Source organism: Streptomyces sp. NPDC090499, assembly GCF_044769305.1.
Classification (GTDB): Bacteria; Actinomycetota; Actinomycetes; order Streptomycetales; family Streptomycetaceae; genus Streptomyces.
Genome location: NZ_JBIVXP010000031.1, coordinates 67219 through 81137, shown reverse-complemented (window position 1 = coordinate 81137; position 13919 = coordinate 67219). Strand labels below are relative to the sequence as shown.

Sequence of the window (13919 nt, the reverse complement as noted above, 5' to 3'; positions counted from 1 at the left end):
CGTGCCGTGCGGCCGCTCCGCCGTCCCCTCCGAACGCGGGAAGAACTCGTACCAGGAGCCGTACAGCGCCCGTTCACGCTCCACCAGCAACGGCAACGGCTCCGAGACGGTCACCAGCTCCCGCAACGGATACCGCGCCAGGATCTCGTCGACCTCGGGTGCCAGGGCGTTCGCCAGCCGCGTGTGGACGGGCAGGGAGTCGTCGCCCAGGGCCAGGGCTGCCGCGAGCACCCGCTCGCGGCCGGGACCGTCCGGGACTCCGGCGGCCGCCCGCTGGTAGAGCTCGGCGCCCTCCTCCAGGACCAGACCCGTGTCGATGCCCGCCGGGATCTTCACCCGCGCGTGCTGCCGCCAGGTGACGAGCGGGGCGCTCCAGGCCTCCACGTGGTACGTCCAGCGGCCCGTCGCGTCCGGGGTGACCTCGGCGCCCCAGCGGTCGGTGCCGGAGACCAGTTCCCGCATCGGCGTCCACGGGCCCGGCCGGCCCTCGGGATCGCACAGCACCACATTGGCGCCGACGGCATCGTGCCCCTCGCGGAAGACGGTGGCGGTGACCTCGAAGGTCTCGCCGGGGACCGCCTTCGCCGGCCGCCGGCCGCACTCCACGGCCGGCCGGACGTCACGCACCGGAACGCGGCCGATGGCCTCAGTCGCCTTCATGGGTCTCACCTCCGCCGTGCGCGGAGCCGGGCCCGGGGCCCGGCTCCGCGGTCCGTAGTGTGCCGGAAGACCGGTGTCTTCCCGCGGGTCCGCCTGCGGATCACTGCCTTGCGGAACGCCGTTCCGCCGGCGGCCCCTGCCGGACCTTCCCGCTCAGCTGGGACCGCCCACTCTGTTCCCGCACATAGGTGACGAGGCTGGTGCGCAGGTAGCGCTCGGCCGCGTCCACCGCCTCCCGGGCGCAGCGCTTGCCCATCAGCACGCACAGCGTGTAACCCGAGTCCTCGAAGGTGGACCGCACCTCGCGGTCCTGCGGCGAGGCGAGCATGACGCGCTCCCACGCCCGGTAGCGCCTCAGCTGCCGGGCCACCTCGGCCTTCGCGGGTAGCAGCATGGCCGTGTCTTTCCTTCCGACGCTCTCGAATGGGCACGTGTCCCCGGATCGGGGGGAGCGTCCGGGCGCGGAAGAGCACGGAGCCGTTACGGCGAATCGAGGCTTTCACTCATGGTGCACGGGTGATGACCGAGCGTCTTGTTGGAGTTTCAACGACCTCGACCGGCTCGGCCGCCTCGTGCGCCTCTCGTGTTGCACGAATGGCGTAGCGCCCGCACAGTGAAGGTGACTCAGGAGCGACCAACGCTCACGCTGCGCTTCCGGAACGGATTTCCGGACGGGTGAGGGGGAGCGGGAGCTTCGCGGGTGAGGAGCTAGCGACAATGAAGACCGCAGTGCCCTGCTACTACCACCTCGACGTTGAGGTCAGCCCGGAACGGGTGGGACAGGTCAGCCGCATACTGGCCGCCCATCTGCGTTACTGGGATCTCGACAACCTCGTGGACCCCGTCTGCCGCGGTACCGAACTGCTGCTGACCGCCATCGACCAGCACGCGACGGACAAACACACGTCCATCGAGATGTGGTGGAACGGGCAGCACCTCATCACCGCGATCGGCGACGACGACCGGGATCTCCGCCCCGACCAGGATCTGCGCGGGTGCCTGGCGCACCTTGCCGCGACCAGCGACGGCTGGGGGTGCTGCGCCCCGGAGACCGGCAGCAAGATCATCTGGTTCTCGCAGCGGGCCCGCTCCGGGGAGCGCGTCCCACTGGTCCCGACCGGTCCGGCGCCCTGGCTGCGACAGGTCCTCAAGGTGCCGCGCGCCCTTCCCGCAGCCCAGTTGGCCGCATCCGCCGAGGGCGTCCTGGAGGGCGCCCGGTGACGGCTCGCAAGTCCCGGAAGGGGGTGCCCGTGTGGAGCGGGCACCCCTACCCGTTGGGGGCCTCCTTCGACGGGCAGGGCACCAACTTCGCCCTGTTCAGCGAGGTCGCCGAGCGGGTCGAACTGGTTCTGGTGAACGACGCCGCCACCGAGACGACGGTGCCGATGACCGAGGTCGACGGCTTCGTCTGGCACGCCTACCTGCCCGGCGTCGGGCCCGGACAGCGCTACGGCTACCGGGTGACCGGTCCCTGGGCGCCCGAACTCGGCCACCGGTGCAATCCGGCGAAGCTGCTCCTGGACCCGTACGCCCGGGCGATAGACGGCCAGATCGACAACCACGCCTCCCTCTACGAGCGCACCCCCGGCGGACCCGCCCCGGCCGACAGCGCCGGGCACTCCCTGCTCGGTGTGGTCACCGACCCCTACTTCGACTGGGGCGACGACCGCCCGCCCCGGCGGCCGTACTCCGACTCGGTGATCTACGAGGCCCACGTCCGCGGCCTGACCCGCACCCATCCGGAGGTACCCGAGCGGCTCAGGGGCAGTTACGCCGGTCTCGCGCACCCGGCGGTCCTCGACCACCTGACCTCCCTCGGCGTCACGGCGGTCGAGCTGATGCCGGTGCACCAGTTCGTGCAGGACGGGGTGCTCCAGGACCGGGGCCTGTCCAACTACTGGGGCTACAACACCATCGGCTACTTCGCCCCGCACAACGCCTACGGCGCCTTCGGCAGCCGGGGCCAGCAGGTCAACGAGTTCAAGGCGATGGTGAAGGCGCTGCACGCGGCCGGCCTCGAAGTGATCCTCGACGTGGTCTACAACCACACCGCCGAGGGCAACGAGATGGGCCCCACCCTGTCCTTCCGGGGCATCGACAACGCCTCCTACTACCGGCTGGTCGACGGCGACTGGGCGCACTACTACGACACCACCGGCACCGGGAACAGCCTGCTGATGCGGCACCCCTACGTGCTCCAGCTGATCATGGACTCGCTGCGGTACTGGGTGACCGAGATGCACGTCGACGGCTTCCGCTTCGACCTCGCGGCCACCCTGGCCCGGCAGTTCCACGAGGTGGACCGGCTCTCGGCGTTCTTCGACCTGATCCAGCAGGACCCGGTGATCAGCAGGGTCAAGCTCATCGCCGAGCCGTGGGACCTGGGCGAGGGCGGCTACCAGGTCGGCAACTTCCCCCAGCTGTGGTCGGAGTGGAACGGCCGCTACCGGGACGCCGTACGGGACTTCTGGCGGGCCGAGCCGGGCTCGCTCGGCGAGTTCGCCTCCCGGCTCACCGGCTCCTCCGACCTGTACCAGGCCAGCAGGCGGCGGCCGCGGGCGAGCGTCAACTTCGTCACCGCGCACGACGGTTTCACGCTGCGCGATTTGGTGTCGTACAACGACAAGCACAACCTGGCCAACGGCGAGGGCGACCGGGACGGCGAGAGCCACAACCGGTCCTGGAACTGCGGGGCGGAGGGCGAGACCACCGACCCGGCCGTGCTGGAACTGCGGGGCCGCCAGCAGCGCAACCTCCTCGCCACCCTGCTGCTGTCCCAGGGCATCCCGATGCTCAGCCACGGCGACGAACTCGGCCGCACCCAGCACGGCAACAACAACGCCTACTGCCAGGACAACGAAGTCTCCTGGGTCGACTGGGAACTGACCGAGGAGCAGCAGAGCCTCACCGACTTCACCCGGTACGTCATCGGCCTGCGCGCCGCCCACCCGGTGCTGCGCCGGCGGCGCTTCTTCCTCGGTGAGACCACCACGCGCCCCGGGCAGCCGCTGCCCGACCTGGTGTGGCTGCTGCCCGACGCCCGCGAGATGACCGACCGGGACTGGCAGCGGCCCGACGCGCACTCGGTCGGCGTCTTCCTCAACGGCGACGCCATCGCCGAACGCGACCCCTACGGGCGGCGCCTGATCGACGACTCGTTCCTGCTGCTCCTCAACAGCCACTGGGAACCGGTCGACTTCCGGCTGCCCGACGACTCCTACGGCGAGCGCTGGACGACCCTCATCGACACGGCCGACGCGGAGGGGGCGCCGGACGAACGCGAGCGCAAGGCGGGCACCAGGCTGCGTGTGGAGGCGCGGAGCCTGGTCGTGCTGTCGCGGCCGTCGCGGTAGTCCTTCGGCTGCGGGCGCGTGGGGGTTGCTCGCGCAGTTCCCCGCGCCCCTGAAAGCAGGGCGCTGCGGTGAGCGCCCCTTCAGGGGCGCGGGGAACTGCGCGACCAGCCACGACGCACCCGCACCGGACCACCAGGGCGCACCCGGCAACGGCTATCGCGCCCCCCGCGCCGTCGTCACCGTGAACTGTGCGCCGTCCGGATCCCGCAGGATCGCCTCGGTGTCCCCCTCGCTCAGCACACTGCCGCCGTGTTTCTCGGCGATCCGGGCACAGGCCGCCACGTCGGTCACCGCGAAGTGGATCTGCCAGTGCGGCCGTACCGACGGGTCGGGGGCCGCCTCCACCGCCCCCGAGTCGATACGGGCCACCGCGTCGCCGCGGCTGCGCAGCACCACCTCGCCGGCCTCGTACTCGACCTCGCAGCAGCCCGGTTTGTCGGAGGCCCAGCCGAGGACCTCGCCGTAGAACATCGCGGAGTCGAAGGCGTTGCGGGTGTGCAGGCGGATGAAGGTCGGCGCGGCCTGCCGCCAGGTCTCCCAGTTGGAGACCAGTTCCCCTTCCCAGATGCCGAAGACGGCGCCGTCCCGGTCGGCGATCAGCGCCGCCCGGCCGGGCGGGAAGGAGAGCGGCCCCACCGCGGGGGTGCCGCCGCGCTCCCGGGCCCGGGACACCGCCTCGTCCGCGTCGGGCACCGCGAAGTACGGCGTCCAGGCCACCGCCATCTGCCACATCGAGGCGACCGCGGCGATGCCCGCCACCGGCACCCCGTCCGCCAGCGCGATCCGGAAGTGGTCGCCGAGCCGCACGCTGCGCCAGCGCCAGCCGAGCACGGCGCTGTAGAAGTCCTCGGTCGTCTGCAGGTCGCGGCTGGTCAGGCTCACCCAGCACGGGGCACCGAAGACCGAGTGCGTGGAGACCACCGGCCGCTTCTTGTGCGCAGGTCCGCTCTGCGCAGGTCCGGTCTGCGCGGGTCCGGGGGGAGGCGTGTCGTCGTTCATGGCACTCGCGTCCTGGTGTCGGGGCCGGCGGGGCGACCGGTCTGCCACCAGTCTCCAACCGGAAGCGGTGGGAATGCCTGCCGAGTACCCCGGTGGCGCGAAGCCAGACGGGTGACAGCATGGATGGATGGGCGAGAGCGAGCCGGACCGGATCTTCCGCCTGGAGGAGGAGGTCGAGCAGCTCAAGGAGGCCGTCGCCTCCCATGCCGTGGTGGACCAGGCCATCGGGATGGTGGTCGCGCTCGGAAGGGTGACGCCCGACGAGGGCTGGGAGGTGCTCAAGGAGGTCTCCCAGCACACCAACATCAAGCTGCGCAACGTCGCGGACCTGATCCTGGTCTGGGGGCGCACCGGCGACATGCCCGCCGAGATCCGGGTGGAGCTGGCGGAGGCCATCGAACGGTACGGCCCCACCCAGATCCCCGGCGCACCGCCCACCGGGTGACCCTCAGCCGGCCTCGGCCAGCAGTTCCTCGCGCAGCCGGTCGAAGCAGGCGCTGAGCAGGCGGGAGACATGCATCTGCGAGATGCCCAGCTGCTCGGCGATCCGGCTCTGGGTCATACCGCGGAAGAACCGCAGATAGAGGATGAGCCGGTCACGCTCGGGCAGGTGTTGGAGGCAGGGTTCCGCGGCCGCGCGGTCGACGATCAGGTCGTAGCCGGGGTCCGGGACGCCCAGGGTGTCGCCGAGCGCGTAGCCGTCGCCGTCGGGCACCTCGGCGTCCAGCGACAGCGCCGAGTAGCACTCCAGGGCCTCCATCCCGGCCCGCACCTCCTCCTCGGTGAGCTGGGCCAGGGCGGCGATCTCGGCCACGGTGGCCGGGCGCCCGGGGGTCGTCTGCTCCAGCTCCCTGAGGGCGCTCCGGACCCGGTTGCGCAGCTCCTGGACCCGGCGCGGCACGTGCAGGGTCCACGTGTGGTCCCGGAAGTGGCGCTTGATCTCGCCGGTGATGGTCGGCACGGCATATGCCTCGAAGGCCCGGCCGCGCGCCGGATCGTAGTGGGCGACGGCCTTCACCAGCCCCAGCGCGGCGACCTGGTACAGATCCTCCAGGGTCTCGCCCCGGCCGCGGAACCGTACGGCGATCCGCTCGGCCATGGGCAGCCACAGCTCGACCAGTTCGTCCCGGAGTGCCCGGCGCTCCGGCCCCTCGGGCAGTTCGGCCAGCCGTACGAAGGCCTGGGCCGTGTCCGGGGCGTCGTCGTGAGGATGGGACCCGGGTGTGCAGGTGGCACGCATCATGCGCACCTCCCTCGGCAGGTGCTGGTGGACGGACACCGTGGGAGGAAGGCGCTCGGACCCTGGAGAGGACACGGGGCCGCCCGGCGGAAGCCGGCTCCCACGCACGTGCCTCCGGTCCGAAGCACTGAGCTACGGATGCCCCGAACGGCGTATGGCGAAACAATTCGGATAAAAAGGTGAGATAGCTCCCATTCTTGGACGGTCTCCCCGTCGGATCGTGCTTTGACCGTCCCTTGGGGGAGATACCTCTGTAGCAGAGGTAATCTTCGAGGCGTGGAATCGGAGACCTTTCCGGAAGAACTCGCCGACGCGTTGGTCGGCATCCAGCGGCTGATCCGCCGCAGACTGCGCCGCGGGCTCACCCGGCCGCGGCTGCGCGGCGCCGAGGTGGAGCTGCTGCGCCTGGTCGAGTCCCGGCCGGGGATCGGCATCTCGGACGCGGCCAAGGAGCTGTACCTGGCCGGCAACTCGGTGTCGACCCTGGTCAACCAGCTCGTCAAGGACGGCTTCATGCGCCGGGAGACCGACCCGGCCGACCGTCGGGCCGCCCGGCTGCTGCTCACCGACGACGCCGAGAAGCGGCTCGCCGACTGGCACCGCCGCCGCGCGGAACTCGTCGCCGGTCATGTCACCCGGCTGGACGAGGCGGACCAGGAGGCACTCAGGGCAGCGCTTCCCGCGCTGCGCAGGCTCGCTGACACTCTGCACGAGGAGACCGGGGAATCATGACAACGGACACCGCCGCAGTCGCCTGCACCGGGCTCTCCTACTCCTTCGGGGAGACGAAGGCGGTCGACGGGCTCGACCTCAGCGTCGGCGAGGGCGAGGTCTTCGGCCTGCTGGGCCCCAACGGCGCAGGCAAGACCACCGCCATCCGCTGCATCACCACACTGCTGCCCGTCCCCACCGGGATGGTCCGCGTCTTCGGCCACGACACCGGCCGGGAGCGGATGGCCGTACGGCGGCTGCTCGGGTACGTCCCGCAGCAGCTGTCCGCCGACAGCGGGCTCACCGGACGCGAGAACGTCGAACTGTTCGCCCGCGTCTTCGACGTCCCGCGGCGCGAGCGCGCCGCGCGGGTCGCCGAGGCGCTGGCGGCCGTCGACCTCGTCGACGCGGCCGACCGGCTCGCCGGCACCTACTCCGGCGGCATGGTCCGCCGCCTCGAACTGGCCCAGGCCCTGGTCAGCGCGCCCCGGCTGCTGATCCTCGACGAACCGACCATCGGCCTCGACCCGATCGCCCGCACCAGCGTGTGGGACCAGATCAACTCCGTACGCGCGGCGACCGGCATGACCGTGCTGGTCACCACCCACTACATGGACGAGGCCGACCAGCACTGCGACCGGGTCGGCCTGATGCACCGCGGCCGCATCCGCGCCCTCGGCACCCCCACCGAACTCAGGCGCGGCCTCGCCGAACGCCAGGGCACCGACGCCCTGCCCACCCTCGAAGACGTCTTCCGCGACGTGGCCGGCAGCGGCCTCGACGACCAGTCAGGAGGTTTCCGCGATGTCCGAAGCACCCGCCGCACCGCGAACCGTGTCGGCTGAGCGCACGGGCACGTCCCTGCTCCTGACCCCGCCCCAGCCGCGCTCCGGCTGGCGGCTGCTGCCCGCCCGCGTCGTCGCCATGTGCGCCGTCGAGCTGCAGAAGCTCCGCCACGACCGCACCGAGCTCTACACCCGCGCGATCCAGCCCGCCCTCTGGCTGCTGATCTTCGGCCAGACCTTCACCCGGATACACGCGATACCCACCGGCGGCATCCCCTACATCGACTACCTCGCGCCCGGCATCATCGCCCAGTCCGCGATGTTCATCGCGATCTTCTACGGCATCCAGATCATCTGGGAGCGCGACGCGGGCATCCTCAACAAGCTCCTCGTCACCCCCACCCCCCGCTCGGCCCTCATCACCGGGAAGGCCTTCGCGGCCGGCGTGAAGTCCCTCATCCAGGCCGTCGTGGTGATCGTCATCGCCGCGATCCTCGGTGTCTCCCTCACCTGGAACCCGCTGAAGCTCCTCGGCGTCGCCCTGGCCGTCGTCCTGGCCTCGGCCTTCTTCTCCTGCCTGTCGATGAGCATCGCCGGCATCGTGCTCAGCCGCGACCGGCTGATGGGCATCGGCCAGGCGATCACCATGCCGCTGTTCTTCGGCTCCAACGCGCTCTACCCGCTGGCGATCATGCCGGGCTGGCTCCAGGTGGTCAGCAGGATCAACCCGCTGAGCTACCAGGTCGACGCGCTGCGCGGCCTGCTGCTCGGCACCCCCGCCCACCTCGGCCTCGACTTCGCCGTGCTGGCGGTCGCCGCCGCCCTCGGCATCACCGCGGCCTCCTCGCTGCTCGGCCGCCTGGCCCGCTGAGCCGGCCACGGTGCCGGGTACACCGACGTGATGTGCGGCACGCGCCCGCGACCCGCCCCGGACCCCCGGGGCGGGATAACCGCTGCGCAACGCTTGATCAGCGATCAAAGCGGGCGAACCCCCTGGCCACAGCGCATTCCGCTCATTTGACAGTGCGCTGAGCACACAGATAAACAGCGGGGGTCGAGAGGGGCACTGTGTACGAGCCGAACGTGGTCGGGGACTGGCACGAGTACGACGAGCATGCCGGTCTGCGGGTCCGCGTCCACCGCCTGGAGGAGTCCGAGCCGCCGCGCGGCCGGGACGACGCCGCGGCCGGGCTGACGTACTTCAGTGCCCGCGTGACCATCGAGAACCGCGGCTCCCGCCACCTCGGCGTCCAGCTGGAGGACGGCCAGATCGACGTCCGGGTCGGCCCCGACGGCGAGGGCGCGTTCATCGACTGGCGCAACTCCCAGTTCATCGAGGGCTTCGACGTCTACCCGCTGCGCCGCGCCACCGCCGTCCTCTACGCCGCCGCCCCGGAGGCCGCCCTGACCCAGGTGGACGTCCAGGTCCACCTGCGCGTCGACGAGGAGTGGACCGAGCGCCGACTGTGGGCGGGCGGCATCGGCGTACTGGAGTCCACCACCGCCACAGCCTGCCAGGGCGCCGCCCCCGGCAGCCTGGCCCACCAGGTGACCGCCTTCCTCAAGGACCAGACGGAGCCCGGCCCCACCACTCCCTGACCCACAGCGCGCCCTCAAAGGGGCGCGGGGAACTGCGCGACCACAGCCCTCATGCCGCCGCAGACGGACAACAGCCTGGCGAGGCACTGCCGCCCCCCGAAGGGGGCGCGGGGAACTGCGCGACCAGCCACGATGGTGCCGCAGACGGCCGACAGCCTGGCGAGGCACTGCCGCCCCCCCCAAAGGGGCGCGGGGAACTGCGCGACCACAGCCCCCATGCCGCCGCAGACGGCCGACAGCCTGGCGAGGCACTGCCGCCCCCCGAAGGGGGCGCGGGGAACTGCGCGACCAGCCACGATGGTGCCGCAGACGGACGACAGCCTGGCGAGGCACTGCCGCCCCCCCAAAGGGGCGCGGGGAACTGCGCGACCACAGCCCTCATGCCGCCGCAGACGGACAACAGCCTGGCGAGGCACTGCCGCCCCCCAAAGGGGCGCGGGGAACTGCGCGACCAGCCCCCACGCCGCCGCAGACGCACGACGACCCGGCGCGGCACCTCCAGCGGAGCGCCTAGTGGGGGATACCGTCGATGATCTCCCGGGCCCCCTGCCGCAGCAGCGCCACCGCGACCGACGTGCCGAGGGTGGCCGGGTCGAGGCGGCCCGCCCACTCGTGGGCGTTCAGCCGGGTCTTGCCGTCCGGCGTGAACACGCAGGCGCGCAGCGACAGTTCGCCGCCGCCGTCGACCCGGGCGTAGCCGGCGATCGGGCTGTTGCAGTGGCCCTGCAGTACATGCAGGAACATCCGCTCGGCGGTGGCCTCCCGGTAGGTGGCGGGGTCACCGAGCCCGCTCACCACGTCGATCAGCTCGGAGTCGTCCTCCCGGCACTGCAGGGCGAGGATGCCCGCGCCGATGGGCGGCATCATCGTCTCCGGGTCCAGCACCTCGCTGATCACGTCCGTGCGGTCGATCCGCTCCAGCCCCGACATCGCCACCAGCAGCGCGTCGGCCTCACCGGCGGCCAGCTTCTCCAGCCGCCGGTTGACGTTGCCCCGGAAGGGCACGCACTCCAGATGCGGGTGGGTGGCCGCCAGCTGGGCGACCCGGCGGACCGCGGAGGTGCCGATCCGGGTACCGGGCGGCAGCTCGTCCAGGGTCAGCCCGCCCGGGTGAACGAGGGCGTCGCGGATGTCGTCCCGCTTCAGGAACGCCGCGAACACCGTCCCGGCGGGCAGCGGCCGGTCCGCGGGCACGTCCTTCACACAGTGCACGGCGAGATCGGCAGCCCCGGCCAGCAGCGCGGCGTCCACCTCCTTGGTGAACGCCCCCTTGCCCTCCACCAGCGACAGGTCGCCCAGCCACTTGTCGCCGGTCGTCTTCACCGGCACGACCTCGGTGCGCACCCGCGGATACAGCGCGGCCAACTCGGTCCGGACACGTGCCACCTGAGCGAGCGCCATCGGCGAGTCGCGGGAGACGATACGGATCAACTCGGGTACCGGCATGGGGACACGATAGACCTTCGCGCCGCCCGCCGATTCCGACATCCTGTCGGCCGCCGCCCGGTCCGGTCCGCGCCCGCGAAGCGCCCGGCGGTCAGCCCGCGCCCTCCGGCAGGTCCGCCGCCGACTCCTCCGGCGCGAGGTCCGGGCGCAGCCGCAGCCAGGACGGCTGGCGCAGCAGTCCGGCCCGGGTCCGGGTGCTGTAGGCGACCTCGCCGACCAGCCGGGGCAGCACCCAGTGGGCGCCCGGGACCGGCGGGACCGGGTCGAAGGGACAGGAGCCGGTACCGGCGGCCCGCAGCAGCGCGGCCAGTTCGGTCCGTTCCGCCGCACTCCAGCCGGTGCCCACCCCGCCGACGTACCGCAGCCGCCCGTCGGCGGACCGCTGGCCGACCAGCACCGCGCCCGGCAGCCCGGTCAGCCGCCCCTTGCCCGGCAGCCAGCCGCCGACGATCACGTCCTCGGCACGCATGTTCCGGATCTTGATCCAGGCGCGGGACCGCACCCCCGGCTCGTACACCGAGTCGAGCCGCTTGCAGACCAGGCCCTCCAGACCGTGCTCCCGGGTCGCCCGCAGCGCCTCGGCGCCGTGCCCCACCACGGCCCCTGGCGTCGACCAGTGAGGCCCTTCCAGGGCAAGGGACTCCAGGCGCGCCCGACGGTCCGCGTACGCCAGGGTGAGCAGCGGGTCGGACAGCAGCAGCGCGTCGAAGACCACCAGGTGGACCGGGATCCGGGCCGCCATCCGTGCTGCCCGGGCCGGCGCGTGGGCCAGGCCCATCCGGCTCTGCAGCAACTGGAAGTCGGCCCGCCCGTGTTCGTCGACGGCCAGCACCTCGCCGTCCAGGATCGCCGGGGTCCGGCCCAGGGCCCGCGCCAGCGGGCGCAGCTCCGGATAGGCGGCGGTGATCTCCTCGCCGGAGCGGGCGCGCAACAGCAGGCTGCCGTCGCCGGGCAGGTAGACGACCACCCGCTGGCCGTCCTGCTTGGTCTCGTAGGCCCACCGGGTGTCCTGCGCGGCGGGCGGCAGCCGGCCGGCGGTGGCGAGCATGGGCGGGATCACGGGGAGGGCGGTCACGCAGGAGTTGTGAACCCGGCACGGCCGCCGCACGCACCTTCCGGGACCGGTTCCCCCGAACAGGCCTCAGAGCGCCGGTGCCGGCGGCGGGGGCTGCACCAGCCCCGACTGGTAGGCCATCACCACCAGTTGGGCCCGGTCCCGGGCGTCCAGCTTGGTCATCGCCCGGTGGACGTGGGTGCGCACGGTCAGCGGGGAGACGAACAGCTTCCCGGCGATCTCCTCGTTGGAGCGGCCCTCGGCCGCCAGCGCCATCACCTCGCGCTCGCGCGCGGTGAGCACGCGCAGCTGTTCGGGGGCGGCGAGCCGGGCGCCGGGCGCGGGCGTGGCCAGGAACCGGGTGATGAGACTGCGGGTCGCGGTGGGGGAGAGCAGCGACTCGCCGGCGGCCACCGTCCTGATGCCGTCCAGCAGTGCCTCGGCGGTCACGTCCTTGCCGAGGAAGCCGCTGGCCCCGGAGCGCAGCGCCTGGGCCACGTACTCGTCGACCTCGAACGTGGTGAGGATCAGCACCCGCACCCCGGACAGGTCCGGGTCCGCGCAGACGGCGGCCGTGGCGGCGAGCCCGTCGGTGCCGGGCATCCGGATGTCCATCAGGACGACGTCCGGCCGGTGCTCGCGGGTGAGCGCGACCGCCTCGGCGCCGTCGGTGGCCTCCGCCACCACCTCCATGTCGGCACAGGATTCGACGAGGATCCGGAAGGTGGCCCGCAACAGGGCCTGGTCGTCGGCGAGGAGCACGCGGATGGTCATGGCGTCCCTTGTCCTTCGGGTTCCGTGGTGCCGGGGTAGAGCGGCAGCCGGGTGGTGACCTCGTAGCCGCCGCCGTCCCGGTGTCCGGCGGCGAAGGCGCCGCCGACCGACCGGGCCCGTTCGCGCATCCCGATCAGCCCGAATCCGCGCCCGTGGGCGGGCGCGGGCGGGGCGGTGGCGGTGCCGTTGTCGGTGACCGTGAGGGTCACGTTGTCCCGGGCCCACCCGATCCTGACGTACGCGGCCTCGGCGGCGGCGTGTTTGGTGACGTTGGTGAGCGCCTCCTGCACGATCCGGTACGCCGTCAGGTCGACGCCGGCCGTCAGTGGCCGGGGGGTGCCCTCGACGTGGACGTGCACGGTCAGCCCGGCGGACTCGCAGGCCCCGGTCAGCTCCGGCAGCTGGGCGAGGCCGGGGCTCGGCGCGAGCGGCAGGTCAGGGTCGTCGGTCTGCCGGAGCAGGCCCACGGTCGCCTTCAGCTCGCGCAGCGCGGCGGCGGTCGTACCGGCGAGGTCCCGCAGGATCCGGTGCACCTGGTCGGGATGGGTGCGCGACAGGTGGGCCGCCGTCCCGGCCTGGGCGTTGGCCAGCGCCAGATGGTGGGCGACCACGTCGTGCAGCTCCCGCGCGATCCGCATCCGCTCCTCCGCGACCCGGTGCCGGGCCTCCTCCTCCCGGCCGCGCTCCGCGTGTTCGGCCCGCGCGTGCACCGCCTCCAGATACGCGCTCTGCAGCCGTACGGCATTGCCGGTGACGACCGGCAGCAGCAGCCAGGCGGCCGGGCTGATCGTCTCCAGCGGCCAGGGGACGCCGGCCGGGGCGAAGGCCACGGCGGTGGTCACCACGAGGGCGAGACTCCCGAGGTAGAACCTGCGCGCGGTGGGGCGGTCGGTGACGACCGCCAGCCGGTACAGCGCCAGCATCAGGCCGCCCAGCAGCAGCGGGGTCGGCAGCTGCCCGAGCCCCGCTGCCGCCGCGGTGGCCGCCGCGCCGACGGCGACCACCGTGCGCGGCCGGGTGCGCTGCCAGAGCAGGGCACCGCAGCCGACGGCGGCGAGGGCGATGGTCGGCCCGGCCGCGCTCGGCTGGGTCCCGGGGGGCATGGTGATCTCGCTGCCGAGCAGGAACGAGGCGAACAGCAGTACCGCCGCCATGGTGTCGACGGTCCGGGCGTGTTCTTCGGCGTAGCGCTGCCAGGGGGTGTTCATCGGTCACTCCGGTCGGTCTCCTGTGCCCGTGGTCCGTGACCCGGGCGGCGGGGCGGGCGCTCACCGGGGACCGCCCGCCCCGCCGCGGAT

General features: G+C 72.5%; 15 protein-coding genes. 7 read left to right on the top strand and 8 right to left on the bottom strand.

What is annotated here, in order from left to right; translation table 11 throughout:
- Both ACIQVL_RS49345 and ACIQVL_RS49340 read right to left on the bottom strand, forming a co-directional pair.
- On the bottom strand, positions 1–660 hold a 660-nt coding region (locus ACIQVL_RS49345), incomplete at its 3' end, for a maltotransferase domain-containing protein (protein WP_403478982.1).
- A 100-nt stretch (positions 661–760) separates the two neighbouring features.
- A complete protein-coding gene (locus ACIQVL_RS49340; RefSeq protein ID WP_403441229.1) occupies positions 761–1054 on the bottom strand; it encodes a DUF5133 domain-containing protein in 294 nt (97 codons plus the stop codon).
- Positions 1055–1377: 323 nt separating this feature from the next.
- Between ACIQVL_RS49340 and ACIQVL_RS49335 the strand changes: the two genes are divergently transcribed.
- Together ACIQVL_RS49335 and glgX are read left to right on the top strand one after the other, a co-directional pair.
- Positions 1378–1881, top strand: a complete 504-nt coding sequence (locus ACIQVL_RS49335; RefSeq protein ID WP_403441232.1) for a pep a2 — start codon at positions 1378–1380, stop codon at positions 1879–1881.
- The gene (gene glgX, locus ACIQVL_RS49330; RefSeq protein WP_403441235.1) at positions 1878–4013 is read left to right on the top strand and encodes a glycogen debranching protein GlgX; all 2136 of its coding nucleotides are present in this window, start codon (positions 1878–1880) and stop codon (positions 4011–4013) included. The genes ACIQVL_RS49335 and glgX overlap by 4 nt, the downstream gene beginning before the upstream one ends.
- A 153-nt stretch (positions 4014–4166) precedes the next feature.
- Here glgX and ACIQVL_RS49325 read toward each other — a convergent pair whose 3' ends face one another.
- The gene (locus tag ACIQVL_RS49325) at positions 4167–5012 is read right to left on the bottom strand and encodes a VOC family protein (RefSeq protein ID WP_403441238.1); all 846 of its coding nucleotides are present in this window, start codon (positions 5010–5012) and stop codon (positions 4167–4169) included.
- Positions 5013–5139: 127 nt separating this feature from the next.
- Here ACIQVL_RS49325 and ACIQVL_RS49320 point away from each other — a divergent pair, with 127 nt between their 5' ends.
- Positions 5140–5457 (top strand): ANTAR domain-containing protein, encoded by a 318-nt coding sequence (locus ACIQVL_RS49320; RefSeq protein ID WP_403441240.1) that lies wholly within the window; start codon positions 5140–5142, stop codon positions 5455–5457.
- A 3-nt stretch (positions 5458–5460) separates the two neighbouring features.
- Here ACIQVL_RS49320 and ACIQVL_RS49315 read toward each other — a convergent pair whose 3' ends face one another.
- Positions 5461–6252, bottom strand: coding sequence for an RNA polymerase sigma factor SigF (locus ACIQVL_RS49315; protein ID WP_403478985.1), 792 nt, complete (start codon positions 6250–6252; stop codon positions 5461–5463).
- Positions 6253–6528: 276 nt separating this feature from the next.
- Between ACIQVL_RS49315 and ACIQVL_RS49310 the strand changes: the two genes are divergently transcribed.
- The 4 genes from ACIQVL_RS49310 (at position 6529) to ACIQVL_RS49295 (ending at position 9347) form a co-directional block, all read left to right on the top strand.
- Positions 6529–6984 carry a MarR family transcriptional regulator gene (locus ACIQVL_RS49310; RefSeq protein WP_352367060.1) on the top strand — a complete coding sequence of 152 codons (456 nt, stop codon included), beginning with the start codon at positions 6529–6531 and terminating at the stop codon, positions 6982–6984.
- Complete coding sequence (locus tag ACIQVL_RS49305) at positions 6981–7808, top strand: ABC transporter ATP-binding protein (protein WP_403441244.1); 828 nt, start codon at positions 6981–6983, stop codon at positions 7806–7808. The genes ACIQVL_RS49310 and ACIQVL_RS49305 overlap by 4 nt, the downstream gene beginning before the upstream one ends.
- The gene (locus ACIQVL_RS49300) at positions 7768–8619 is read left to right on the top strand and encodes an ABC transporter permease (RefSeq protein ID WP_403441247.1); all 852 of its coding nucleotides are present in this window, start codon (positions 7768–7770) and stop codon (positions 8617–8619) included. Before ACIQVL_RS49305 ends, ACIQVL_RS49300 begins: the two co-directional genes overlap by 41 nt.
- Before the next feature lie 197 nt (positions 8620–8816).
- Positions 8817–9347 carry a hypothetical protein gene (locus ACIQVL_RS49295; RefSeq protein WP_403478981.1) on the top strand — a complete coding sequence of 177 codons (531 nt, stop codon included), beginning with the start codon at positions 8817–8819 and terminating at the stop codon, positions 9345–9347.
- 510 nt (positions 9348–9857) lie between these two features.
- Here ACIQVL_RS49295 and hemC read toward each other — a convergent pair.
- From hemC to ACIQVL_RS49275, 4 genes are all read right to left on the bottom strand, one after another.
- Positions 9858–10793: a hydroxymethylbilane synthase gene (gene hemC, locus ACIQVL_RS49290; protein WP_403478980.1), complete on the bottom strand. Its 936-nt coding sequence runs from the start codon at positions 10791–10793 to the stop codon at positions 9858–9860.
- 91 nt (positions 10794–10884) lie between these two features.
- Positions 10885–11841, bottom strand: a complete 957-nt coding sequence (locus tag ACIQVL_RS49285; RefSeq protein WP_403478984.1) for an ATP-dependent DNA ligase — start codon at positions 11839–11841, stop codon at positions 10885–10887.
- Positions 11842–11934: 93 nt separating this feature from the next.
- Positions 11935–12621, bottom strand: a complete 687-nt coding sequence (locus tag ACIQVL_RS49280) for a response regulator (RefSeq protein WP_403441255.1) — start codon at positions 12619–12621, stop codon at positions 11935–11937.
- Entirely contained in the window at positions 12618–13829 is a 1212-nt protein-coding gene (locus ACIQVL_RS49275; RefSeq protein ID WP_403478979.1) for a sensor histidine kinase, read from the bottom strand. The genes ACIQVL_RS49280 and ACIQVL_RS49275 overlap by 4 nt, the downstream gene beginning before the upstream one ends.
- Positions 13830–13919: the final 90 nt, after the last annotated feature.